Annotated in this window: 24 protein-coding genes; 9 read left to right on the top strand and 15 right to left on the bottom strand. The window is 71.4% G+C overall.

Annotated features, from left to right (window positions below):
* The first annotated feature begins 20 nt into the window (after nucleotides 1–20).
* Nucleotides 21–929 carry a DUF8832 domain-containing protein gene (locus tag IE308_RS15155; RefSeq protein WP_190218376.1) on the top strand — a complete coding sequence of 303 codons (909 nt, stop codon included), beginning with the start codon at nucleotides 21–23 and terminating at the stop codon, nucleotides 927–929.
* A 76-nt stretch (nucleotides 930–1,005) separates the two neighbouring features.
* Here the strand turns inward: IE308_RS15155 and IE308_RS15160 are convergent, their stop codons facing one another.
* Nucleotides 1,006–2,445, bottom strand: coding sequence for a gamma-aminobutyraldehyde dehydrogenase (locus tag IE308_RS15160; RefSeq protein WP_190218377.1), 1,440 nt, complete (start codon nucleotides 2,443–2,445; stop codon nucleotides 1,006–1,008).
* A 175-nt stretch (nucleotides 2,446–2,620) separates the two neighbouring features.
* Between IE308_RS15160 and IE308_RS15165 the strand changes: the two genes are divergently transcribed.
* The 7 genes from IE308_RS15165 (at nucleotide 2,621) to IE308_RS15195 (ending at nucleotide 9,485) form a co-directional block, all read left to right on the top strand.
* On the top strand, nucleotides 2,621–3,148 hold the full coding sequence (locus IE308_RS15165; protein WP_110631213.1) for an Lrp/AsnC family transcriptional regulator: 528 nt from the start codon (nucleotides 2,621–2,623) through the stop codon (nucleotides 3,146–3,148).
* A 20-nt stretch (nucleotides 3,149–3,168) separates the two neighbouring features.
* Complete coding sequence (locus IE308_RS15170) at nucleotides 3,169–4,533, top strand: aspartate aminotransferase family protein (protein ID WP_190218378.1); 1,365 nt, start codon at nucleotides 3,169–3,171, stop codon at nucleotides 4,531–4,533.
* A gap of 185 nt (nucleotides 4,534–4,718) precedes the next feature.
* Complete coding sequence (locus IE308_RS15175; RefSeq protein ID WP_110631208.1) at nucleotides 4,719–5,459, top strand: ABC transporter ATP-binding protein; 741 nt, start codon at nucleotides 4,719–4,721, stop codon at nucleotides 5,457–5,459.
* Nucleotides 5,441–6,904 (top strand): hypothetical protein, encoded by a 1,464-nt coding sequence (locus IE308_RS15180; RefSeq protein WP_190218379.1) that lies wholly within the window; start codon nucleotides 5,441–5,443, stop codon nucleotides 6,902–6,904. Before IE308_RS15175 ends, IE308_RS15180 begins: the two co-directional genes overlap by 19 nt.
* Before the next feature lie 148 nt (nucleotides 6,905–7,052).
* Nucleotides 7,053–7,460: a VOC family protein gene (locus IE308_RS15185; RefSeq protein WP_110631202.1), complete on the top strand. Its 408-nt coding sequence runs from the start codon at nucleotides 7,053–7,055 to the stop codon at nucleotides 7,458–7,460.
* A 38-nt stretch (nucleotides 7,461–7,498) separates the two neighbouring features.
* Nucleotides 7,499–8,629, top strand: coding sequence for an LOG family protein (locus tag IE308_RS15190; protein WP_190218380.1), 1,131 nt, complete (start codon nucleotides 7,499–7,501; stop codon nucleotides 8,627–8,629).
* A 157-nt stretch (nucleotides 8,630–8,786) separates the two neighbouring features.
* Entirely contained in the window at nucleotides 8,787–9,485 is a 699-nt protein-coding gene (locus IE308_RS15195) for an LAETG motif-containing sortase-dependent surface protein (RefSeq protein ID WP_110631196.1), read from the top strand.
* A gap of 59 nt (nucleotides 9,486–9,544) precedes the next feature.
* Here IE308_RS15195 and IE308_RS15200 read toward each other — a convergent pair whose 3' ends face one another.
* From IE308_RS15200 to rpsB, 12 genes are all read right to left on the bottom strand, one after another.
* Nucleotides 9,545–10,336: a maleylpyruvate isomerase family mycothiol-dependent enzyme gene (locus IE308_RS15200; protein WP_190218381.1), complete on the bottom strand. Its 792-nt coding sequence runs from the start codon at nucleotides 10,334–10,336 to the stop codon at nucleotides 9,545–9,547.
* 25 nt (nucleotides 10,337–10,361) lie between these two features.
* Nucleotides 10,362–11,381, bottom strand: a complete 1,020-nt coding sequence (locus IE308_RS15205) for an ABC transporter ATP-binding protein (protein ID WP_190218382.1) — start codon at nucleotides 11,379–11,381, stop codon at nucleotides 10,362–10,364.
* Nucleotides 11,382–13,049 carry an ABC transporter permease gene (locus IE308_RS15210; protein WP_190218383.1) on the bottom strand — a complete coding sequence of 556 codons (1,668 nt, stop codon included), beginning with the start codon at nucleotides 13,047–13,049 and terminating at the stop codon, nucleotides 11,382–11,384. It abuts the gene before it with no gap.
* On the bottom strand, nucleotides 13,025–14,107 hold the full coding sequence (locus IE308_RS15215) for a thiamine ABC transporter substrate-binding protein (RefSeq protein WP_190218822.1): 1,083 nt from the start codon (nucleotides 14,105–14,107) through the stop codon (nucleotides 13,025–13,027). Before IE308_RS15215 ends, IE308_RS15210 begins: the two co-directional genes overlap by 25 nt.
* A gap of 245 nt (nucleotides 14,108–14,352) precedes the next feature.
* Complete coding sequence (gene rlmN, locus IE308_RS15220; protein ID WP_110631188.1) at nucleotides 14,353–15,459, bottom strand: dual-specificity RNA methyltransferase RlmN; 1,107 nt, start codon at nucleotides 15,457–15,459, stop codon at nucleotides 14,353–14,355.
* Nucleotides 15,460–15,509: 50 nt separating this feature from the next.
* On the bottom strand, nucleotides 15,510–16,031 hold the full coding sequence (locus IE308_RS15225) for an NUDIX domain-containing protein (RefSeq protein ID WP_190218384.1): 522 nt from the start codon (nucleotides 16,029–16,031) through the stop codon (nucleotides 15,510–15,512).
* A gap of 39 nt (nucleotides 16,032–16,070) precedes the next feature.
* Entirely contained in the window at nucleotides 16,071–16,520 is a 450-nt protein-coding gene (locus IE308_RS15230) for an SRPBCC family protein (RefSeq protein ID WP_190218385.1), read from the bottom strand.
* A 159-nt stretch (nucleotides 16,521–16,679) separates the two neighbouring features.
* Nucleotides 16,680–17,807: a phosphatidate cytidylyltransferase gene (locus IE308_RS15235; protein ID WP_110631172.1), complete on the bottom strand. Its 1,128-nt coding sequence runs from the start codon at nucleotides 17,805–17,807 to the stop codon at nucleotides 16,680–16,682.
* Nucleotides 17,807–18,364, bottom strand: a complete 558-nt coding sequence (gene frr / locus IE308_RS15240) for a ribosome recycling factor (protein ID WP_110637143.1) — start codon at nucleotides 18,362–18,364, stop codon at nucleotides 17,807–17,809. Before frr ends, IE308_RS15235 begins: the two co-directional genes overlap by 1 nt.
* Before the next feature lie 130 nt (nucleotides 18,365–18,494).
* On the bottom strand, nucleotides 18,495–19,253 hold the full coding sequence (gene pyrH / locus IE308_RS15245; RefSeq protein ID WP_110631169.1) for a UMP kinase: 759 nt from the start codon (nucleotides 19,251–19,253) through the stop codon (nucleotides 18,495–18,497).
* Between the two features lie 208 nt (nucleotides 19,254–19,461).
* Nucleotides 19,462–20,298, bottom strand: coding sequence for a translation elongation factor Ts (gene tsf, locus IE308_RS15250; protein WP_110631166.1), 837 nt, complete (start codon nucleotides 20,296–20,298; stop codon nucleotides 19,462–19,464).
* Between the two features lie 156 nt (nucleotides 20,299–20,454).
* The gene (gene rpsB / locus IE308_RS15255; protein ID WP_190218386.1) at nucleotides 20,455–21,348 is read right to left on the bottom strand and encodes a 30S ribosomal protein S2; all 894 of its coding nucleotides are present in this window, start codon (nucleotides 21,346–21,348) and stop codon (nucleotides 20,455–20,457) included.
* 275 nt (nucleotides 21,349–21,623) lie between these two features.
* On the opposite strand from rpsB, the gene IE308_RS15260 reads away from it, so the two are divergent.
* Complete coding sequence (locus IE308_RS15260) at nucleotides 21,624–22,307, top strand: murein hydrolase activator EnvC family protein (protein WP_229908897.1); 684 nt, start codon at nucleotides 21,624–21,626, stop codon at nucleotides 22,305–22,307.
* A 220-nt stretch (nucleotides 22,308–22,527) separates the two neighbouring features.
* On the opposite strand, the gene IE308_RS15265 is transcribed toward IE308_RS15260, so the two are convergent.
* Entirely contained in the window at nucleotides 22,528–23,085 is a 558-nt protein-coding gene (locus IE308_RS15265) for a TetR/AcrR family transcriptional regulator (protein ID WP_110631161.1), read from the bottom strand.
* 88 nt (nucleotides 23,086–23,173) lie between these two features.
* Nucleotides 23,174–24,016 (bottom strand): RNA polymerase sigma factor WhiG, encoded by an 843-nt coding sequence (gene whiG / locus IE308_RS15270; protein ID WP_190218387.1) that lies wholly within the window; start codon nucleotides 24,014–24,016, stop codon nucleotides 23,174–23,176.
* Between the last annotated feature and the right edge of the window lie 81 nt (nucleotides 24,017–24,097).

Raw genomic sequence — 24,097 nt, forward strand, 5'->3', positions numbered from 1 at the left:
CCTTTCGTCCGGGAGTCGACATGAGCCTCAAGAAGATCGGCGCGTTCGGCACCGCGCTCGCCGCGTCCTTCGCCCTCGCCTACGGCGTCGCCCACGCCGTCGCTCCCGACTCCGCCCGCGCCGGCGGCCGTACCTCGGCGCACGCGGACACAGGGGGACACGGGGGCGACGAGCACGGAGGGGAGCAGCACGGCGGCGGCGCCGCGGCCGCCGCGCACACCCCCGGCGGCCTCCAGGTCTCCGAGCGCGGCTACACCCTCGACCTGCTCACCCCCCGTCTGACGGCCGGGAAGGACAGCGTCCTGCGCTTCGCCGTACGGGACGCCCACGGGCACCCGGTGACGTCCTACCGGGCCGAGCACGAGAAGGAGCTGCACCTGATCGTGGCCTCACGGGACCTGACGACCTACCGTCACCTGCACCCCGTCCGGGCCGCCGACGGCACCTGGAGCACCACCACCGCCCTGCCCGAGGCCGGCACCTACCGGGTCTTCGCCGACTTCACCCCCGCCGCCGAACGCGACGGCCTCACCCTCGGCACGGACCTGGCCGTCTCCGGCACCTACCGGCCCGCGACGCCGCCCGCGCCCGCGCCGACGGCCTCCGTCGACGGGTACACCGTCCGGCTCGGCGGCACCCTGCGCGCGGGCGAGGAGAGCGAGCTGACCTTCACGGTGACCCGCGACGGCCGCCCGGTGACGACCCTCCAGCCCTATCTGGGCGCCTACGGCCACCTCGTCGCCCTGCGCTCCGGCGACCTCGCCTACCTGCACGTGCACCCGCACCAGGAGGCCCACGGCACCGAGACCTCCGGCCCCGCCGTCTCCTTCACCGCCGCGGCCCCGAGCGCCGGCACCTACCGCCTCTTCCTCGACTTCAGGACGGGCGACAAGGTCCGCACTGCGGCCTTCACGGTCACGGCGCGCTAGGCGCGGCCCGCGTCAGGACACACCACGGCCCCGGACGGTCCGTCCTCCGTCCGGGGCCGCGCGTCACATCCCGGGATCAGGCGTCCAGGGAGGTCATGACGTGCTTGATGCGGGTGTAGTCCTCGAAGCCGTAGCCCGAGAGGTCCTTGCCGTAGCCGGACTTCTTGAAGCCGCCGTGCGGCATCTCGGCGACCAGCGGGATGTGGGTGTTGATCCACACGCAGCCGAAGTCGAGCTTCTTGGACATCCGCATGGCACGGGAGTGGTCCTTGGTCCACACGGAGGAGGCGAGGGCGTACTCGACGCCGTTGGCCCACTCGACGGCCTGCTCCTCGTCCCGGAACGACTGGACGGTGATGACCGGGCCGAAGACCTCGTTCTGGATGATCTCGTCGTCCTGCTGCAGACCGGAGACCACGGTCGGCGCGAAGAAGTAGCCCTTGTCGCCGACCCGCTTGCCGCCGGCCTCCACGCGCGCGTGCGCGGGCAGCCGCTCGATGAAGCCCTCGACCTGCTTGAGCTGGTTGGGGTTGTTCAGCGGGCCGAAGAGCACGTCCTCGTCGTCCGGCTGGCCGGTCTTGGTGTCGGCGGCGGCCTTGGCGAGGGCGGAGACGAACTCGTCGTGGATCGACTCGTGCACCAGCACGCGCGTGGCGGCCGTACAGTCCTGGCCGGCGTTGAAGAAGCCCGCCACGGAGATGTCCTCGACGGCCTTGGCGATGTCGGTGTCCTCGAAGACGACGACGGGGGCCTTGCCGCCCAGCTCCAGGTGGACGCGCTTGACGTCGGCGGAGGCGGACTTGGCGACCTCGATGCCGGCGCGGACCGAGCCGGTGATGGAGGCCATCGCGGGGACGCGGTGCTCGACCATCATGCGGCCGGTCTCGCGGTCGCCGCAGATGACGTTGAAGACGCCCTTGGGCAGGATCTCGCCGAGGATCTCGGCGATCAGGACGGTCGAGGCCGGGGTGGTGTCCGACGGCTTCAATACGACCGTGTTGCCGGCCGCGATCGCCGGGGCGAACTTCCACACGGCCATCATCATCGGGTAGTTCCAGGGGGCGACCTGGGCGCAGACGCCGACCGGCTCACGGCGGATGATCGAGGTCATCCCGTCCATGTACTCGCCGGCCGAGCGGCCCTCCAGCATCCGCGCCGCGCCGGCGAAGAAGCGGATCTGGTCGACCATCGGCGGGATCTCCTCGGAGCGGGTCAGCCCGACGGGCTTGCCCGTGTTCTCCACCTCGGCCGCGATGAGGTCCTCGGCGCGCTGCTCGAACGCGTCGGCGATCTTCAGAAGGGCCTTCTGCCGCTCGGCCGGGGTGGTGTCGCGCCAGGCCGGGAAGGCGCGCGTGGCGGCCTCCATGGCGGCGTCGACGTCCGCCTGGCCGGACAGCGGCGCGGTCGCGTACGCCTCGCCGGTCGCGGGGTTGACCACCTCGGTGGTCCGTCCGTCGGCGGCGTCCCGGAACTCACCGTCGATGTAGTTGCGCAGACGACGCAGCTCGGTGCTCACTGCCGGCCCTCCAAGGTTCGGGTGTCCATACAGTCCAGTTGCTGAGACACACAGACTAGTCCGGCAGCCCACGTTTTCAACACCCCCGATCGCATCACGGCTGCGAAATCCGTTGGTCTCGGTCACGTAAACAACGAATTTCATCGGTCACGTCTTGCGGAACTGTCGAGACGTCGTGCACAGTGAGGTCGTGGCCAGTCGAAGCGCAGACCCCAGAGACCCGCGGGAGCACCGCGAGTCCAGGAACGGCGGCAGTCCTCACCTGGACGCCGTCTCCCTCGCCATCATCGAACAGCTCCAGGAGGACGGCCGCCGGCCGTACGCCGCCATCGGCAAGGCCGTCGGGCTCTCCGAGGCCGCCGTGCGCCAGCGGGTGCAGAAGCTGCTCGACCAGGGCGTGATGCAGATCGTCGCCGTCACGGACCCGCTCACCGTGGGCTTCCGCCGGCAGGCGATGGTCGGCATCAACGTCGAGGGCGATGTCGAGGCGGTCGCCGACGCACTGACCGACATGGCCGAAGTGGAGTACGTGGTGATGACCGCGGGCTCCTTCGACATCCTCGCGGAGATCGTCTGCGAGGACGACGACCACCTGCTGGGCGTCATCAACAAGCACATCCGGTCCCTGCCCGGTGTGCGCTCCACCGAGAGCTTCGTCTACCTGAAGCTCAAGAAGCAGACCTACATGTGGGGAACCCGATAACCCGTGAGGACCCGATAAACGTGAGCACCAAGGACCTCAGCCGATCCGCGTACGACCACCTGTGGATGCACTTCACCCGCATGTCGTCGTACGAGAACTCCCCGGTCCCCACCATCGTCCGGGGCGAGGGCACCTACATCTACGACGACAAGGGCAAGCGCTACCTCGACGGTCTCGCGGGTCTGTTCGTGGTCCAGGCCGGCCACGGCCGCACCGAGCTGGCCGAGGTAGCCGCCAGGCAGGCGAGCGAGCTGGCCTTCTTCCCGGTCTGGTCCTACGCCCACCCCAAGGCCGTCGAGCTGGCCGAGCGACTCGCCCACGAGGCCCCGGGCGACCTCAACAAGGTCTTCTTCACCACCGGCGGCGGCGAGGCGGTCGAGACCGCCTGGAAGCTCGCCAAGCAGTACTTCAAGCTGGTCGGCAAGCCCACCAAGTACAAGGTGATCTCCCGCGCGGTGGCCTACCACGGCACCCCGCAGGGCGCCCTGTCCATCACCGGCCTGCCGGGCCTGAAGGCCCCCTTCGAGCCGCTGGTGCCGGGCGCGCACAAGGTGCCCAACACCAACATCTACCGCGCCCCGATCCACGGCGACGACCCCGAGGCCTTCGGCCGCTGGGCCGCCAACCAGATCGAGCAGCAGATCCTCTTCGAGGGCCCCGAGACGGTTGCCGCCGTCTTCCTGGAGCCGGTGCAGAACGCCGGCGGCTGCTTCCCGCCGCCGCCCGGGTACTTCCAGCGGGTCCGCGAGATCTGCGACCAGTACGACGTGCTGCTCGTCTCCGACGAGGTCATCTGCGCCTTCGGCCGCCTCGGCACCACCTTCGCGTGCGACAAGTTCGGCTACGTGCCGGACATGATCACCTGCGCCAAGGGCATGACCTCGGGCTACTCCCCGATCGGCGCCTGCATCGTCTCGGACCGCCTGGCCGAGCCGTTCTACCAGGGCGACAACACCTTCCTGCATGGCTACACCTTCGGCGGCCACCCGGTCTCCGCCGCCGTGGGCCTCGCCAACCTCGACCTGTTCGAGAAGGAGGGCCTGAACCAGCACGTCCTCGACAACGAGGGCGCCTTCCTGAAGACGCTGCAGAAGCTGCACGACCTCCCGATCGTCGGCGACGTCCGCGGCAACGGCTTCTTCTACGGCATCGAGCTGGTGAAGGACAAGAACACCAAGGAGTCCTTCAACGACGAGGAGACCGAGCGCGTCCTGTACGGCTTCCTGTCGAAGGCCCTGTTCGACAACGGCCTGTACTGCCGTGCCGACGACCGCGGCGACCCGGTCGTCCAGCTCGCCCCGCCGCTGATCTCCAACCAGGACACGTTCGACGAGATCGAGCAGATCCTGCGCGCGACGCTGACGGAGGCGTGGACCAAGCTGTAACAGCCCGTGGTCCCGTGGCCCGGGGTGCACCCTTCCGAGTGAGAAGGGCGCACCCCGGGCCACGTGCTGTCCGGCCTCGCCGCGCCGACTCCTTAGCGTGCCTGGTAACCGATCGGCCCTGCCTTCGTTCCCCCGCACGGGGGAACAGACACGGGAACCACAGATCCGAACCGAGGTGTACGCCCATGGAGGCCCCGCCGGACAACGACGTGCTCTGGGCACGCTCCCTGCACTTCACCCACCGCGACGGCACGCCCGCGCTCCAGGGCGTCTCCCTCGGGGTGCGCGAGGGCGAGATCCTCGCCGTGAGCGGCCCGCGCGGCAGCGGCAAGACCACGCTGCTCAGATGCCTGTCGGGGCTGGTGCCCGCCCAGCGGGGCGAGGTCTGGTTCAACAGCGTGCCGGTGCACACCATGGGCCCGATGGCCCGCGAACGGCTGCGCCGCGACCGGTTCGGCTGGATCGACCCGGAGCCGGTGCTCGTCCCGGAGCTGAACGTGTGGGAGAACGCCGCCCTGCCGCTGATGCTGCGCGGCACCACCCGGCGCCGCGCGAAGGTGGCCGCGCAGGAGTGGCTGGAGCGCCTCGACATCGGCGACAAGGCCCGCAGACGCCCGCACGAACTCCAGCAGTCCGAACGGCAGCGGGCCTGCATCGCCCGCGCCCTGGCCCCCGCGCCCTCGGTGCTGTTCGCCGACGAGCCGACGGCCCCGCTGCACCGCGCCGACCGCGGGCACGTGCTGCGCACCCTGACGACGGCGGCCCGCTCGCACGGCATCACGGTGGTCCTCGCCACGCACGACGCGGAGACGGCCGCGCTCGCGGACCGCACGGTCCAGCTCCTGGACGGCCGCCGGGTGAGGACCGTCCACCTTCCCCCGCCCGCCGAGACGGAAGGCCGGGCCGCGTGCTCGCTCTCCGCCTGACCCGCAGCGCCCGCCCGGCCGTCCAGCTGCGCCGCCTGCTGGTGGCGACCGCGTCGGCCGGCACGGGCTTCCTCTTCCTGTGCGTCCTCGGCTACGCGATCGGCCACCCCGGCGCCTCCGCCGGCTCGCTCCTGCTCCGGCTGGCGTGGTGCGCGGTCCCGCTGGCCGCCACGGTGTACTTCGCGCTGGCGGTGGCCCGCACCGACCCCGCGACCCGCCCCCGCCCCGGCCTGTCCGCCATCGGCCTCGGCCCGGCCCGTCTGATGGCGGTCTCGGCCGTCACGACGGCCCTGTCGACGGTCCTCGGCTCGATGCTGGCGCTCCTCGTCTTCCTGCACCTGCGCGGCGACCTGACGGGCATGCCGTTCGACGGGGCGGCCTCGGCGTTCCTGGCGGCGGACGCCTCCCTGCCGCTGCCGGCGGCGCTGACGCTGCTGGCGGTGGTCCCGGTGACGACGTCCGCGGCAGTGGCCGTGGCCCTGCGCCCGAAGGACCCGCACCGCCCGGCCCGCCCGCGCGCCTACGGCCGGTTCGGCGCGTACGGCAGGACGGCGGCGCGGGAGACGTTCGGGGCGTACGGGCGGTTCGGGGCACGGTGGAGCCGACCGGGCCGGACCACGGCACTGGCAACGGCGACGGCATCCGTCGGGACGGCCCGTGAGTCCGCGCAGGACGCCGGGCAGCCGCCGCAGGACGGTACCGCGCTCACGGCGGGCCCCACGCCCCGCACCGAGGTCCCGAGCGCCCCCGCACCACCGGCGCCGGCACCGGCACCAGCACCAGCACCGGAGAGCACGACCCACCCGGCGGCACCTCCCGCCGACGGCACCCCCGAACCGCCGCCGAACCCCACCGCCACCCTCCCCTGGGGCATCACCACCCTCGCGGCCGGCCTCGCCGTGGAGGCGTACGCGACCCGCGGCACCACGCCCACCACCCTGCACCTGCCCGGAGGCATGGGCAGCGGCCCCGCCGCCGTCCTCGTCGGCTGGGTGCTCACCGCGATCGGCCTCGCGCTCGCCGGCCCCGGCCTCACCCACCTGTGCGGCCGGCTGCTGCAGGCGGCCCGCCCCGGGGCCCTGCGCCTCCTCGCCGGCCGCGTCCTGATGGCGGAGGCCACCCGGATCGGCCGCCCCCTCGGCATCGTCTGCGCGGTGGCCTCCGCCGCGTACGCCCTGCCCACGCTCCGCCCCGACGGCGACCTCGGCCCGCTCACCACGCTCGGCGGCCTCCTCGTCGCCGGCTGCACAGTGGCCACGCTCCTCACCGCGGCCGTCGAGGCACGCCAGCTGCGCGCCGACACCACCGCCGCGCTGCTGCGCCTGGGTGCCCCGGCGGGCATGCTGCGCAGCGCCGCCGCCCTGCGCGCGGCCGCCCTGCTGGCGGTGTTCGGCCCGCTGACGCTGGTCGTCGCCGAGCTGGCGGCGCTCCCGCTGGCCCGCTGAGCAGCCGTACGAGGACCCCGGAAAAAATCTGCCGCGGAAAAGTCGTCCGCGGCGATGAGTTCCGGCGCGCCCGTCGGTCTACCCCATCGAACGACGCACGACCGATTGCCGACGCACCGCCGTTCCGGCACCGACGGGAGAGACCCTCATGTACCAGCAGATGATCTTCGTGAACCTGCCCGTGTCCGACCTCGACGCCGCCAAGAAGTTCTTCACCGGCCTCGGCTACTCGATCAACCCCCAGTTCTCCGACGAGAACGCGGCGTCCGTCGTGATCAGCGACACGATCGTCGCGATGCTGCTGACGAAGCCGTTCTACGCGACCTTCACCGACAAGGAGATCGCCGACGCCACGAAGAGCAGCGAGGTGCTGATCGCGCTGAGCGCCGAGAGCCGCGAGAAGGTGGACGAGCTGGTCGACCGCGCGCTCTCCCTCGGCGGCACCTCCACCGGCAAGACCCAGGACCTCGGCTTCATGTACGGCCGTTCCTTCGACGACCTCGACGGCCACACCTGGGAGGTCATCTGGATGGACCCGTCGGCCATCGAGAGCTGAGCCCCCTGGGCCGGCCACGGGGTGCCTAGCATGGGCGGGTGCATCCGACACCCGCCCAGCCGTACGACGGCTCCCACGACCGCGAGATAGAGTCCCTGGCCGAGTTCGACGAGGTGGTCGCGGCCCGCGGCTCGCTCGCCCGCTTCCGCGCGCAGGCCGTCGATCTGACGGGCCGTACGGACGTCCTGCTCACCGTCGACACCGAGGGCGCCGTGTTCCTCGGCTGCCCGATGAGCCCCGAGGCGTCGGCCCGCGTCCGCACCGCGGGCGCGCTGGTCTTCCCGCCCGTACCGGGCCTGCCGTTCGACCCGTACCGGGGGTTCGTCTACACCCCCGCCGAACTGTTCGCCGGGCTCGACGGGCCAGGGGGCTACGAGGCCACCCCCGACGCCCGCACGTACGCCTGGTTCCAGCGGACGAAGTCCGACGGCGACGTCTTCTGCTCCATGCTGCGCTCCCTGCACGACGACGCCGTCTCCGACGCGCTCGACGAACTCCTGGTCGGCGCGCGGGTGGTGGGCGTCATGGGCGGCCACGCGATGCGCCGCGGGACACCGGAGTACGCCGGTGCCGCCCGGCTCGGCCGGGAACTGGCCCGCGCCGGGCTGACCGTGGCGACGGGCGGCGGGCCGGGCGCGATGGAGGCGGCCAACCTGGGCGCCTATCTGGCGCCGTTCGAGGACGAGGCGCTCGACGAGGCGCTCGTCGCGCTGTCGAAGGTGCCGTCCTTCACGCCGTCGGTCACCGACTGGGCGCGGGCGGCCTTCGAGATACGCCGCGACCGGCCGGACGGCGGTGTCTCGGTCGGCATACCCACCTGGTTCTACGGCCACGAGCCGCCGAACCCCTTCGCCGCGCACATCGCCAAGTACTTCGCCAACCCGCTGCGCGAGGACGGGCTGCTGGCCCGCTCGACGGCCGGCGTGGTGTTCCTGCCGGGCGCCGCCGGGACCGTCCAGGAGATCTTCGACAACGCCACGCCCAACTACTACTCCTCGCGCGGTGAGCCGACCCCCATGGTCTTGGTCGACAGCGCGCACTGGACGGAGCGGCTGCCGGCCTGGCCGCTGCTCACCTCGCTCGCGCAGGGCCGTCCGATGGCGTCCCGTATCGCCCTGGTCGACCGCATTGAGGAGGCGCCGGAGGCGTTGAAACGTCTCGGCGGTTAATAAGCGGGCAAAGCCAACTGACGTGACCGGCATATGCATTGACACTTCTTACGGCACGCTTATAGACCTGTGAGTCTCGTGGGGGAGCTGTTGCCGCGCCTCATCGGTGGCCAACTCCTCCGTAACCCCCCTCAGTTGCAATACGTAAAGGACAAACGTGTCCATAACCCGCCGTACCGCCGCCCGTTCCGCGCGCATCCTCGGTGTCGCGACCGCCTCGGCCGCGCTCGCGCTCGGAGCCGCCGGCCACGCGCTCGCCTGCAACATCAACGAGTTCTCCGCCGAGGCCAAGTGCGACGGTGACAAGGGCGTCATCGCCGTCACCGACGTGGACGCCTCCGGTACCCCGGCCGTCGTCTCCGTGTTCCTCGAGAACAACGGCGCCGACGTGAAGAAGATCGGCGAGCAGGAGGTGAAGGGCTCCCGCGAGGGCGTCACCATCACCTTCGCCGAGGACTGGAAGCCGAACGCGACCTACCGCGTTCACGTCAAGGCCGGCAACCAGGTCGACGAGGACATCACGCCGAACCTGACCACGCCGTCCACCGCCTGCCACACCGAGGAGTCGACCCCGCCGGCCACGCCGAGCTCGCCGGCTCCGTCGCCTTCCCCGTCCACCCCGGCCGAGTCGACGCCCCCGGCGCCGACCCCCTCCGCGAGCGAGAGCAGCACCGCGCCCGCCCCGGCCACCCCGAGCAACGCCCCGTCCCCGGCGGCCGGCGAGTCCAACCTCGCCGAGACCGGCGCCAACTCGAACACGGGCATGATCGCCGGCATCGCGGCGGCCCTGGTCGTGGTCGGCGGCGGCGCCGTCTTCTTCGGCTTCCGCCGCCGCGGAGCCAGGAACAACGGCTGACGCCTCTGCGGTCCGTACGGCCCGTCCCCACCCCGGGGGCGGGCCGTACGGCTGCCCCGTCAGCCGAACGTCGCCCGCTCCAGCCAGAACTCCAGCAGCGGCCGCTCCCCCAGCACCTCCAGCCGGGGCCCGTCGAGCGGCAGCCTGCGGTAGAAGGCCAGCAGGACGTCCGTGAGCGGCCCGCGCAGCACCACGTCCGCCTTCTCGTGCCCCCGCCGCCACCGCACGCCGTCCTCGGCGAGATGGACGATCCACTCGGCGTCGAGCCCGGCGGGCGCGTCGGTGGCGTGCAGATGCAGGGTCTGCCCCCGCCCGCGGAGTCCGGCCGCCTCCGGCTCCGTCCGCTGGACGAACCGCACGATGTCCAGCCATTCGTCGATCGCGTCGGCGGCGATCTCGGGCGCCACCTCGTAGGGCAGCGCGGCGGCCAGCGTGGCGTCGGCCCGGTGGACGGTCACCTCGTGCGCCATCCGGCGGGCCCAGAATCCCGCGGTGTGCTCCCCGGTCCAGCTCCACACCGCCGCCTCGGGACCGGCGTCCCGCACCGCGGCGACCACCAGTTCGGCGCTCTCGGCGAGCCAGGCGTCCAGCGCGGCGGCGTCCCCGGTGGTGTGCGGCCCGGCGAGCCCCGGCACCCGGTCCTCCGGGATCTCCTGCGCCGACCGGGTCCGCACCGTCGCCTCCACCCAGCGCAGCGCACCCCCGACATGGCGCACCAGCTCTTCGAGGGACCAGTCGGGGCAGGTGGGCACCGTCGCGGCGAGGTCGGCTCCCGAGGTCACCACCGCCCTCAACTGCCCTGTCTGGTGGGCGATTTCGGCACAGTACCGTTCGTGGGCGAGTCGCGTCATACCGCTCAACCTAGGGGGTGTCCTGTCACCCCAGCACCACGATTTCCGCCGCGTCGAAGTCCACCCCGACCACGTCCCCGACCTCCGGCGCGTCCCGCAACGCGCACGCCGCCTCAAGACGGGGCCCGTCCTCCGGCTGCAGGTGGACGGCGACATGCGTGCCCTTGAAGGTCCGTGCGGCGACCGTGCACGGCAGCCCCTCCGCAGCCGGCCCCAGCCGCACCCCGCCCGGCCGGACGAGCAGCGTACGGGGCCCCTGAGCGGACCCCTCCGGTACCGGCACCTTGCCCCACGCCGTGTCCGCGGCCTCCCCGACCACCGTCCCCGGCACCACGTTCTCGAAGCCCAGGAAGCGCGCCACGAAGGCGTCCGCCGGCCGCTGCCACACCTCCAGCGGCGTACCCGACTGCGCGATCCGCCCGTCCCGCATGACGACCACCCGGTCGGCGAGCGCGAACGCCTCCCCCTGGTCGTGCGTCACCGCCAGCACGGTCGTCCCGAGCCGCCCGAACAGCTCCCGCAGCTCCACCACCAGCCGCTCCCGCAGCGAACGGTCCAGCTGCCCCAGCGGCTCGTCCAGCATCAGCAGCCGAGGCCGGGGCGCCAGCGCCCGCGCCAGCGCGACCCGCTGCTGCTCACCACCCGACAGCGCCGACACCGCTCGCGTCCCCGCCCCCGGCAGGCCGACCAGCTCCAGCAACTCCCGCACCCGTTCGGCCGCTTCCCCCTTCGGCGCGCCGTGCATCCGCAGCCCGAAGGCGACGTTTCCGGCCACGTCCCGCTGCGGAAAGAGCTGATGGTCCTGGAACATCAGTCCGACTCCCCGTTTGTGCGCGGGCACCCCCGCCTGGTCGAGCCCGTCGAGCAGCACACGCCCGGAGGCGAGCGGCTGCAGCCCCGCCACCACGCGCAGCAGCGTCGACTTGCCGCTGCCGCTGGGCCCGAGCACGCACACCACCTCGTGCTCGGCGACGTCCAGGTCGACCGCGTCGAGCACGGCCCGCTCGCCGAAGCGGACGGTCGCGGCGTCAAGGCTGAGCAGCATCTAGAACTCCCCCGTCCGGTCGGCGCCCCGCAGCCGTTCCAGCACCAGCAGCGCGGCGGCACAGACCACCATCAGAATCGTCGACAGGGCCATCGCCTGCCCGTAGTTGAGTTCGCCGGGCCGGCTCAGCAGCCGCGCCACGGCCACCGGCAGCGTCGGGTTGTCCGGCCGTGCGAGGAACACCGTCGCGCCGAACTCGCCGAGCGACACCGCGAAGGCGAACCCGGCGGCGATCAGCAGCGCCCGCCGCACCAGCGGCAGATCGACCTCCCGCCACACCCGCCAGGGCGACGCGCCGAGCACGGCCGCCGCCTCCCGCAGCCGTACGTCGACCGCGCGCAGCACGGGCAGCATGGTCCGTACGACGAAGGGGACGCCGACCAGCGCCTGGGCGAGCGGCACGATGATCCAGGAGGCGCGCAGATCGAGCGGCGGCTCGTCGAGGGCGATGAGGAAACCGAAGCCGACGGTCACGGCGGAGACGCCGAGCGGCAGCATCAGCAGCGCGTCGAATCCCCGTACGAGGGGGCCGGCGTCCCGCCGGGTCAGCGCGGCCGCGGCGAGTCCGCCGATGACGACCGCGATGAGGGTGGCGGCGACGGCGTACCGCAGCGAGTTGCCGATCGCGTCGATCGGCGGGACGAGGAACATGCCGCCGTCCTCGCTGGTCAGCGCACGGTAGTAGGAGAAGCCGGGGGCGTCGAGCGAGCGCTGCACCAGCACCGCGAGCGGCAGCAGCACCAGCAGGGCCACGCTGACGAGGACCCCGGCGAGCAGCGCCCACTGTCCGGCGCCGCGCGGCCGGTGCGCGGTCGCGGAGGCGTCGACGAGCCGCAGGGCGCTCTCCCGCCGCCGTACCGTCCAGGCGTGGACGGCGAGGATCGCGCCGACCGCGGCGAACTGGACGAGGGTGAGCACGGCGGCCGTGGCGAGGTCGAAGAGGTCCGACGTCTGCCGGTAGATCTCCACCTCCAGGGTGGAGAAGGTGGGCCCGCCGAGGATCTGGACGACGCCGAAGGAGGTGAAGGTGAACAGGAACACCATCAGCGCGGCGGCGGCCACGGCCGGGGTGAGCGCGGGCAGCGTCACCGTGCGCCAGGCCCGCAGCCGGGAGGCGCCCAGCATGCGCGCCGCGTCCTCCTGGCGCGGGTCGAGCTGGGCCCACAGGCCGCCGACGGTACGGACGACGACGGCGTAGTTGAAGAAGACGTGGGCGAGCAGGATCGCCCACACGGTGGTGTCCAGCCGGACGCCCCACAGCTCGTCGAGCAGCCCGCCACGGCCGACGAGCGCGAGGAAGGCCGTACCGACGACGACGGTCGGCAGCACGAACGGCACGGTCACCACCGCCCGCAGCACCTGCTTGCCGGGGAAGTCGAGCCGGGCGAAGACATACGCGCCGGGCAGCGCGACCAGCAGAGTCAGCGCGGTGGAGACGAGCGCCTGCCAGGTGGTGAACCACAGCACGTGCCGGATGTCCGGCTGGGCGACCACGTCGGCGATCCGCCCGAGCTGCCAGTCCCCGCCGTCGTCCAGGCCGCGGGCGACGATGGCGGCGACGGGGTAGGCGAAGAAGACGGCGAAGAACGCGACGGGCACGACCATCAGGGCGAGCCGCGCCGCGTTCCCGGAACGCCGCCGGGTCACCTCAGTACGAGCGAGGTCCACGACTTGACCCACTGGTCACGGTGTTCGGCGATCTCGCCGGGGGCCAGGGTCTTCGGATCCTTGGCGGCCGGCCCGTACTGCGTGAACTCGGCCGGCACCTTGGCGCCCTTGATCACCGGGTAGACGAACATGTTGAGCGGCATGTCCTCCTGGAACTGCCGGGAGATCAGGAAGTCGATGAACGCCTTGCCGCCCTCGGTGTTCTTCGCGTTGCTCAGCAGCCCGGCGAACTCGATCTGCCGGAAGCAGGTGCCGGTGGCCACGCCGGTCGGCGCGGTCGTCGGCTTGGGGTCGCCGTAGATCACCTCGGCGGGCGGGGAGGAGGCGTACGACACCACCAGCGGCCGGTCGGCCTTGGCCTTCTTGCCGCCGGCCGAGCCGGAGAACTCCTCGTTGTAGGCCTGTTCCCAGCCGTCGACCACCTTGACGCCGTTGGCCTTGAGCTTCTTCCAGTAGCCCTCCCAGCCGTCGTCGCCGTACCGCGCGGCCGTACCGAGGAGGAAGCCGAGGCCGGGCGAGGAGGTGGAGGCGTTCTCGGTGACGAGGAGGTTCTTGTACTCCGGCTTGACCAGGTCGTCGAAGGAGGACGGCGGGGTCAGCTTGTGATCGGCGAAGTACTTCTTGTCGTAGTTGACGCAGATGTCACCGAAGTCGACGGGCGTGACCCGGTGCTGGTCCGCGTCGAGCTGGTAGGCGGCGTCGACCTGGTCGAGCCCCTTGGCCCGGTACGGCTGGAACAGGCCGTTGTCGAGCGCGCGGGAGAGCAGGGTGTTGTCGACGCCGAAGAAGACGTCGCCCTGCGGGTTGTCCTTGGTGAGGATGGCCTTGTTGACGGCCTGGCCGGCGTCGCCGCTGGTCAGCACCTTGACCTTGTAGCCGGACTGCTTCTCGAACGCGGCGATGACGCTCTTGGACGCGGCCCAGGAGTCGTGGCTGACGACGGTGACGGTCTTGGACCCGCCGGAGCCGCCGGACGAGGAACCGGAGCCGCCGTCGGCGGACGACCCGCACGCGGACAGGCCGACGATCCCGACCCCGACACCGACGGCCAGGGCCATCGTCCGCTTCTTCTTCTGCACTGAATTCCTCCTGGAGGTGACCAGGAAGAGACGCGGCCCTGCCCGGGATCCACGGATCCGTAACGGTTCCGGGCTCCCGGGCAGGGCGCAACAGCTTGAGCGATGACCGAACTTCCTACCCAGAATGACCTGGGCGAGGTTCAGAGGGTCTGCGGCCCGATCGCCGCACTCTCAGCGCTGTGGCGCTCCCCTGTCGGAATATGAACATGTGGACGGTGCACAGACTACCGCTCGGTGGCCGCGAGCTGGCCGCAGGCCCCGTCGATCTCCTGCCCACGAGTGTCCCGAATCGTGACGGGCACACCATGGGCGGCGATGGCCTCGACGAAAGCCTTCTCGTCCTCCGGCCGGGAGGCGGTCCACTTCGACCCGGGCGTCGGGTTGAGCGGGATGAGGTTGACGTGCACGGGCTTGCCCTTGAGCAGCCGCCCGAGCCGGTCCCCACGCCAGGCCTGGTCGTTGATGTCACGGATGAGCGCGTACTCGATGGACAGCCGGCGCCCGCTCTTCTCGACGTACTCGAACCCGGCGTCGAGGACCTCGCGCACCTTCCACCGCGTGTTGACGGGCACGAGGGTGTCGCGCAGCTCGTCGTCCGGGGCGTGCAGGGAGATCGCCAGCCGGCACTTGAAGCCCTCGTCGGCGAACCGGTGAATGGCGGGCACCAGCCCGACGGTCGACACGGTGATCCCGCGCTGCGACAGCCCCAGCCCGTCGGGCGCGGGATCGGTCAGCGCGCGGATGGCACCGACGACCCTCTTGTAGTTGGCGAGGGGCTCGCCCATGCCCATGAACACGATGTTGGACAGCCGCGCGGGCCCACCGGGCACTTCCCCGTCCCGCAGCGCCCGCATCCCGTCCACGATCTGGTGGACGATCTCGGCGGTGGACAGATTCCGGTCCAGCCCCGCCTGCCCCGTCGCACAGAACGGACAGTTCATCCCGCACCCGGCCTGCGAGCTGATGCACATGGTGACCCGGTCCGGGTACCGCATGAGCACCGACTCGACGAGCGTCCCGTCGAACAGCCGCCACAGCGTCTTGCGCGTGGCGCCCTCGTCGGTCGACAGATGCCGTACGACGCTCATCAGCTCCGGGAACAGCGCCTCCCGCAGCCTCTCCCGCGACCCGGCGGGGATGTCGGTCCACTCCGCGGGGTCGTGCGCGTACCGCGCGAAGTAGTGCTGCGAGAGCTGCTTGGCACGGAACGGCTTCTCCCCGACCGCGGCCACAGCCTCCTTGCGCTCGGCGGGCGACAGGTCAGCGAGATGCCGCGGCGGCGTCTTGGCTCCGCGCGGCACGACAAAGGTGAGTTCTCCGGGCTTGGGCATGGTGGTACCAGTGTCGCAGATCCAATCGGGTGACCCGGGGCAGTGGCTCGCTACGGCTGACTCGCAAGGTACCGAGCGAAAATCTCACGGCTGTCGGGAGTGAAGGTCCACTGCCGCAAGGCCCCCCGCAGCTCGCGCTCGGTCAGCCATCCGTGCCAGGCCACCTCCGCTGGGTCCGGAGCGACGATCTCCGGAAGCACGGCATCGCAGACCCCGAGCCAGTGAGGGCTGAGCCCGCTTTGGTTGAGGAACGTGAACCGGAGGGACACGGTCGCCCGTGCCCCCAGCTCCTCACTGAGTTCGCGGGCGGCCGCCTGCTCATAGGACTCGCCGACTCCCGCCGCGCCCCCGACACCGAGTTCGTGGTGCCCCGGGAAGCGGGACAGCTGCTCGGCACGCCGGTGGACGAGGAAGCGGCCCTGCCCGTCGCGGCACACCACCACGCCGACCCGGTGCAGCCAGCCCGCCCGGACGGCCTCCCTCCGGCTGACCACACCCAGCACTCGGTCCTCAGCGTCGACACGTTCCACGAGTTCGTCCACGTCGGACACGGTCCCACGCAGCACTGACATCAGCCGCTGGGCCCTGCGCCGGGCCCCCGTTGCGGTGCGCTAGGCGCCCGTGTGTTCCAGTCGCTGCTTCAGCAGGCGCTCGTTCTGCGGCAGCTCCTTGCGGGCCTGCGGACGCACGACGAGCGGGACGAGGACCTTGCCGATGCCTCGCGCGTCGAAGTCGAGGTCCATGGTGAGGTGGGTGCGCCGGCCCTCGTCGAGCGGGGTGATCTCGGCGTGGAACTTGCCCCGCACAGGGCCGTCGATGCCGCGCACGCTCCACGAGCGGTAGGGCTCGTACTGAGTGCACTCCATCGTCATCGGCATCTCGCGCCGGCCCACGTGCCGGGTGACCCGGACGCGGGAGCCGAGCCCGAACGGGCCGTCGTCGAGCTGCTCCGCCGACACCGCGCTCGCCTGCCATTCCGGCAGGTGGGTGGGGTCGATGACGTACGTCCACACGTCCTCGGGGCGGCAGTCGAGGTCGATCTCTTCGTGGAAGCCGGACATGATGCCCCCTTCCCGGGCGGTCCCCTTTAGGGGCTTACAGCCGAATCGTCCCACCGGCCCGCCGGGTCGTCATCCCCCGGGCGACGACAACCGGCATGCCTCCGGATACGGCAACGGGCCCCCGTCCCGGCAGGACGGAGGCCCGTACGAACGTGTCGGTCAGCCCGAGCCCACGAACAGCACCAGCAGCAGCCACACCACCGGCGCCGTCGGCAGCAGGGAGTCCAGGCGGTCCATGATGCCGCCGTGGCCCGGCAGCAGCGTGCCCATGTCCTTGATGCCGAGGTCCCGCTTGATCATCGACTCGCCGAGGTCGCCCAGCGTGGCGCTCGCGGCGACCGCGAGGCCCAGCAGCAGGCCCTGCCACCAGACGCCGTCGTCGATCAGGAACTGCAGGCACAGCGCGCCCGCGAGCATCGCGAAGGCGACCGCGCCGAGCAGGCCCTCGCGGGTCTTGCCGGGGCTGATGCGCGGCGCGAGCTTGTGCTTGCCGAAGCGCCAGCCGACGGCGTACGCCCCCGTGTCACTGACGACCGTCAGGAGCAGGAACGTCAGGACGCGCCAGGGGCCGTCGTCCGCGGTGAGCATCATCGCCACGAACGTCGCCAGGAAGGGGACGTAGAACGCGGCGAAGACCCCGGCCGTGACGTCCTTGAGGTAGCCCTCGGGGGGCTCCGTCATCCGCCAGACCAGGACCGCCAGCGCGGTGAGCGCCATCGCCACCCACGCGCCCTCGGCGCCGCGGACGTAACCGGCGACCACCATCGCCGCGCCGCCGACCGCGAGCGGTACGAGCGGCGCCTTGATCTCCTTGCGCTCCTGCAGCCGGCTGGTCAGCTCCCACAGCCCGACGACCACGGCGACCGCGATGACGCCGACGAAGACGGCCTTGACGACGAACAGCGACGCGATGATCACCGCGCCGAGTCCGACGCCGACCCCTATGGCGGCGCCCAGGTCACGGCCGGCGCTCTTCTTCGGCGCGGGCGTGGGCTGGGGGGCGTCGTGCATGGGCTCCGGATTCTCGTCGCGGAACAAGGGGCCGCTCAGCCGAGCGGCCCCCCGGTCGTCGTCCTGGTCTCCGCCGTGGGCGGACACCTCGGGCACGATGGGCATGGGGCGAGTGTGCGGCGCGTCCTGCGCATCGTACGCGGGACCCGCCGGGGCGGCTCCCTGGACGGGTCCTCCGTCCATGTGCCCCTGGTGCGCGGGACCCCAGTACCCGGCCTGCCCGGTGTGTCCAGGCTGCCCGGTCTGCGGCGGCGCCCCCCAGGAAGAGTCGTTCATCAGACCTCGAGCAGCTCTGCTTCCTTGTGCTTGAGGAGCTCGTCCACCTGGGCGACGTACTTGGCGGTGGTGTCGTCGAGCTCCTTCTCCGCACGGCGGCCCTCGTCCTCGCCGACCTCGCCGTCCTTGATCAGCTTGTCGATGGCGTCCTTGGCCTTGCGGCGGACGGAGCGGATGGACACCTTGGCGTCCTCGCCCTTGCCCTTGGCGACCTTGATGTACTCGCGGCGGCGCTCCTCGGTCAGCTCCGGGAACACCACACGGATGATGTTGCCGTCGTTGCTCGGGTTGACGCCGAGGTCGGAGTCGCGGATCGCCTGCTCGATGTTGCGCAGCGCGCTCTTGTCGAACGGCGTCACGACCGCCATGCGCGGCTCCGGCACGGAGAACGAGGCCAGCTGGTTGATCGGCGTCGGCGCGCCGTAGTACTCGGCCACGATCTTGTTGAACATCGCCGGGTGCGCACGGCCGGTGCGGATCGCGGCGAAGTCCTCCTTGGCGACCACGACGGCCTTCTCCATCTTCTCCTCGGCCTCGAGGAGGGTCTCTTCGATCACCACTTGCTCCTGCGTGTCTTGAGTAGGCCCGGCTGCGGTTCCTCGTGGGGGGCGGCGGCCGGCTGCGTCGCGTCTTCTTCCTGCACGGTTCCCGACCGGCAGGACATTGTCCATCCCCCAGCGGGGGACATCAGCCCTGACTGGCGTGCTCGCCCACCAGCGTGCCGATCTTCTCACCCTTGACGGCACGGGCGATATTGCCTTCGGCCAGAAGCTCGAAAACCAGGATCGGGAGCTTGTTGTCCCGGCACAGGGTGATGGCGGTGGCGTCGGCGACCTTCAGGTCGCGGGTGATGACCTCGCCGTAGCTGAGGTGGTCGAACTTCACCGCGTCCGGGTTGGTCTTGGGGTCGGAGTCGTAGACCCCGTCCACGCCGTTCTTGCCCATGAGCAGCGCCTCGGCGTCGATCTCCAGGGCGCGCTGGGCGGCGGTGGTGTCGGTGGAGAAGTACGGCATGCCCATACCGGCGCCGAAGATGACCACGCGGCCCTTCTCCAGGTGGCGCACGGCGCGCAGCGGGATGTACGGCTCGGCGACCTGACCCATGGTGATGGCGGTCTGGACGCGGGAGACGATGCCCTCCTTCTCCAGGAAGTCCTGGAGGGCGAGGCAGTTCATCACGGTGCCGAGCATGCCCATGTAGTCCGAGCGGGCGCGGTCCATGCCGCGCTGCTGGAGTTCGGCGCCGCGGAAGAAGTTGCCGCCGCCGATGACGACCGCGATCTGGGCGCCGTCGCGGACGACGGCCGCGATCTCGCGGGCGATCTTGTGCACCACGTCGGGGTCGACACCCAGCCCGCCGCCGCCGGAGAAGGCCTCTCCGCTCAGCTTCAGCAGATACCGGCCGCGTACTTTGCCGTCGTCGCTCTTCTCGGGCTTGGTCGTCATGTGGTTCTCCTCGTGGTGCACATACGAAGAAGGCCATTGCCGGTGGGGCGTGGTTCGCATCCCATGCGGCAATGGCCTCCTCGTCAGATCTGCTGCCGTCCGCCACGCGCGCGTGCGGCACGTGGCGTGCCTGCGCGGCGTCGTGCGCGGACGACAGGGGCGACTGCTGTCGACCCTATCGGGGTCGCGCGTCGGTCGCGGTACGGACTCAGATGCCGACCTTGATGCGCGTGAAGCGCTTCAGGGTGACACCGGCCTCGTCCAGGACCTTCTGGACGGACTTCTTGTTGTCGAGCGCGTACGGCTGGCCCAGCAGCGTGGCGTCCTTGAAGAAGCCGTTGAGGCGACCCTCGACGATCTTCGGCAGGGCGGCCTCGGGCTTGCCCTCGGCGCGGGTGGTCTCCTCGGCGATGCGGCGCTCGGCCTCGACGACCTCGGCCGGCACCTCGTCCTTGGAGAGGTACTTCGGCGCGAAGGCGGCGATGTGCTGCGCGACGCCCTTGGCGACCTCGGCGTTCGGCTTGTCCAGCTCGACGAGGACACCGATCTGCGGGGGCAGGTCGGGCATCGTGCGGTGCATGTAGGCGGTGACGTAGCCGTCGGCGAACTGCGCGAAGCGGTCCAGGACGATCTTCTCGCCGAGGTTGGCGTTGGCCTCGTCCACGAACGCCTGGACGGTCTTGCCGGGCTCGATCTCGGAGGCGAGCAGGGCCTCGATGTCGGCCGGGGAGGTGGCGGCGACGTGCTCGGCGATCTTGTTGGCGACGGCCTGGAACTTGTCACCCTTGGCGACGAAGTCCGTCTCGCACTTCAGCTCGACCAGGACGCCGGAGGAGTTGTCGTCGGCGATGATGGAGACCACGGCGCCGTTCTCGGCGGAGCGGCCCTCGCGCTTGGCGACGCCCTTCTGGCCCTTGATGCGGAGCGCCTCGACGGCCTTGTCGACGTTGCCGTCGGCCTCGTCCAGCGCCTTCTTGCAGTCCATCATGCCGGCGCCCGTGAGCTCGCGGAGCTTCTTGACGTCGGCGGCGGTGTAGTTCGCCATGAGTCTGTGAATCTTTCTCGAAGTCTGGAGGATCGAAGATCTGCGGGGTACGGCCTCCATGTGGACGGAGGCCGGTGTCCTGCCGCTGACCTACGGGTGAACGGCGGGGGCGGACGTGATGTCACCGCCCCCGCCGTCTACGGCTGACGCCTGCGGTCAGGCCTGCTCGCCCTCGGCGGCCGGAGCCTCGGCGGCGGGCGCCTCGGCAGCGGGGGCCTCGGCGGCCGGAGCCTCGGCGGCGGGCGCCTCGGCGGCGGCCGGGGCCTCCTCGGCCTTCTTCTCGCCCTCGAGCAGGTCGCGCTCCCACTCGGCGAGCGGCTCGCCCGCGGCCTTCTCGCCCTTGTCACCGGCGGCGACGCCGGAGCGGGCGATGAGGCCCTCGGCGACGGCGTCGGCGATCACACGGGTGAGCAGGGTGACGGAGCGGATCGCGTCGTCGTTGCCCGGGATCTTGTAGTCGACCTCGTCGGGGTCGCAGTTGGTGTCGAGGATGGCGACGACCGGGATGTTGAGCTTCCGGGCCTCACCGACCGCGATGTGCTCCTTCTTGGTGTCCACGATCCAGACGGCGCTCGGCACCTTCTGCATCTCGCGGATACCGCCGAGGGTCTTCTCCAGCTTGGCCTTCTCGCGGGAGAGGACCAGCAGCTCCTTCTTGGTCAGACCGGAGGACGCGACGTCCTCGAAGTCGATCTGCTCCAGCTCCTTCAGGCGCTGCAGACGCTTGTAGACGGTCGAGAAGTTGGTGAGCATGCCGCCCAGCCAGCGCTGGTTGACGTAGGGCATGCCGACGCGGGTGGCCTGCTCGGCGATGGCCTCCTGCGCCTGCTTCTTCGTGCCGACGAACATGACCGTGCCGCCGTGGGCGACGGTCTCCTTGACGAACTCGTAGGCGCGGTCGATGTACGACAGCGACTGGAGCAGGTCGATGATGTAGATGCCGTTGCGCTCGGTGAAGATGAAGCGCTTCATCTTCGGGTTCCAGCGACGGGTCTGGTGACCGAAGTGGACGCCGCTCTCCAGCAGCTCCCGCATCGTGACGACGGCCATGGCCGTTTCTCCTTGAATTTCTCGGTTGTGCCGCGACCGCCGGCCGGCCGTCGCGCCTGACGCCCGCGGTGCGCCGAGCCACGAAGGACCGAGAGGCGCGGATACGGACCCGTTGCCGGTGGCCGTACCGGGGCGTGCGAAGTCGACCCGGTGGCCCGGGTCGCCAGAAGAAGTGTACGGGACCCGCGGGGCGCCGGGTGACGCCGCTGTCCACAACCGGCCGGTCGTCCACAGGTCCCGGCCATGATCGACCGGTGTGCGGGACGGTGGTGCGCATGCGAGAGAAGCGAAGTGTGCGGGCCGTGCTGTGGCCGGCTGTGGCCCTGCTCCTGGTACTGGCGGCCGTGTCCCCGCTGGCCTGGGCGGAAGCCGGGCCGCCGGTGTACGGCGCCGGACCGGCCCGTGAGCCGACGACCCCGCCCGCGCCGGCTGCACCGGAAGAGGGACCCGTCCCGGCGAAGGAGCCCGTCCCGGCCCAGGAGCCCGTCCCGGCCAAGGAGCCCGTCCCATCCCAGCCGCCTGTCCCGGCCCTGGCGCGATTCTGGCCGGTCGGCGTGCGCCCGGCGGTCGTCCGCGGTTGGGACCCGCCGCTGACGCCGTACGGCCGCGGGCACCGCGGTGTGGACCTGGCGGCCGCGCCGGGATCCCCCGTACGGGCGGTGGCGGCGGGCCGGGTGACGTTCGCGGGCCGGGTGGCCGGAAAGGGCGTGGTGTCGATCGAACTGTCGGGCACGGAGCTGCGCACGACGTACGAGCCGGTGCGGGCGTCGGTGGACAAGGGCGACGAGGTCGCGGCGGGCGAGGTGGTCGGCACGGTGGAGGCGACGGGCACGCACTGCCCGGCCGGCTGCCTCCACTGGGGCCTGCGCAGAGGCGAGGCCTATCTCGACCCTCTCTCGCTACTGCCCCCGGCACTCCTGCGCCGGTCACCGTCGAGGCTGCTCCCGGTACTGACGTAGCCCGGCCGCCGACGCCGACCCGGCTCGGGCGCCGGTGCTGACACCGCTCGACCCGGCTCGGCCGCCGGCGCTGACACGGCTCGACGCGGCTCGGGCTCCGGTACTGGACGCAGCCCGGGCATCGGCTTCGGCCCAGCTCGCCCGCCGGTGCTGACACCGCTCCACACGGCTCGGCCGTTGGTGCTGACGCAGCGCCTTCCGGTACGGCGGTCAGCCGGCCTCAGCCGCGCACGCCCCGCAGCGCCATCGCCACCGCCGCCTCGGCGATCACGCCGGGTTCCTCCGCCGCGCCCAGCTCCAGCCGCCGCACGGCCGCGTCCACGACCCCTTGCAGCAGCATCGCCGCGAGCCGGGGCTCCCGGTGGCCCAGGTCCGCCAGCGCCTCGACGATCATCGCGACCAGACCGCCGTGCGCCGCCCGGATCTTCTCCCGGGCGCCCGCGTCCAGCTCGCTCGCGGAGATCGCGACCACGGCCCGGTGCCGCCGGTCCCCGACCAGCTCCAGCTGCTTGCGAACATAGGCCTCGACCTTCCCCTCGGCAGAGTCGACCGCGGCCATCGCCGCGCCGACCTCCGCCGCCCACACGGGAAAGTCGACCTCGCACAGCTCCTCGACCACGGCGGCCCGTGACCGGAAGTACTCGTAGACGGAGGACCGCGCCAGCCCCGTCCGCTCGGCGAGCGCGGGGAAGGTCAGGGCCTCCGTCCCGCCCTCGGACAGCAACGACCGGGCCGCGTCCAGCAGGGCGGCTCGCTGCATCGACCGGTGCTCGGCCACGGAGGCCGCTCGAATCCTTGGCACGTCACCACTTTACGGACGCGCCCCGCGCGGCGGCAGTGACCGTGGTGCGGGAGTGACCGCGGTGTCAGCGCCCGAACCCGGCCAGCTTCGCCCGCAGCTGCAGGACCGACTTGGTGTGGATCTGGCTGACCCGGCTCTCGGTGACACCGAGGACGTTGCCGATCTCGGCGAGCGTCAGGCCCTCGTAGTAGTAGAGCGTGACCACGGTCTTCTCGCGCTCGGGCAGCGTGTTGATCGCCCGCGCCAGGAACCTGCGCAGCTCCCGGTCCTCGGCGACCTCGACCGGGTTGTCGGCGGCGGTGTCCTCCAGCGTGTCCATGAAGCTGAGGCCGTCGCCGCCCTCGCTGCCGACGTGCAGCAGCTCCTCCAGGGCGACGACGTTGGCCAACGACAACTGGCTGAACACGGCGTGCAGTTCGTCCACGCGGATGCCGAGTTCGGCGGCGACCTCCTGCTCGGTCGGGGTGCGCCGCAGCCGCGCCTCCAGCGTGGCGTAGGCGCGCTCCACGTTGCGCGCCTTCTGCCGTACCGACCTCGGGATCCAGTCCAGCGCCCGCAGCTCGTCGATCATCGCGCCGCGGATCCGGGTGATCGCGTAGGTCTCGAACTTGATCTCCCGGTCGATGTCGAACTTCTCGATCGCGTCGATCAGCCCGAAGACGCCGGAGGAGACGAAGTCGGCCTGCTCGACGTTGGGCGGCAGCCCCACGCTCACCCGGCCCGCCACGTACTTCACGAGGGGCGAGTAGTGCAGGATCAGCTGCTCCCGCAGCCGCTCGTCACCCGTCGCCTTGTACGACCGCCAGAGCTCTTCGAGCGTGGAGGGAGCGGGCGGCCGCACGCTGCCACCGTCGCGGGCGGCCGGCGGGACCGCCGCCCGGTCGGAGCCGGAGGTGTGCTGGGGCATTCGTCGCCTTGTGCCGTTCTGCCGTGAATCAGGTCGGGTCGGGGGTGGGTGGGTGTAGCTGTCGGTCTGTGTCGAGTTGCA

Origin of the sequence: Streptomyces griseosporeus, from assembly GCF_014656055.1 — a bacterium.
Lineage (GTDB): Bacteria > Actinomycetota > Actinomycetes > Streptomycetales > Streptomycetaceae > Streptomyces > Streptomyces griseosporeus.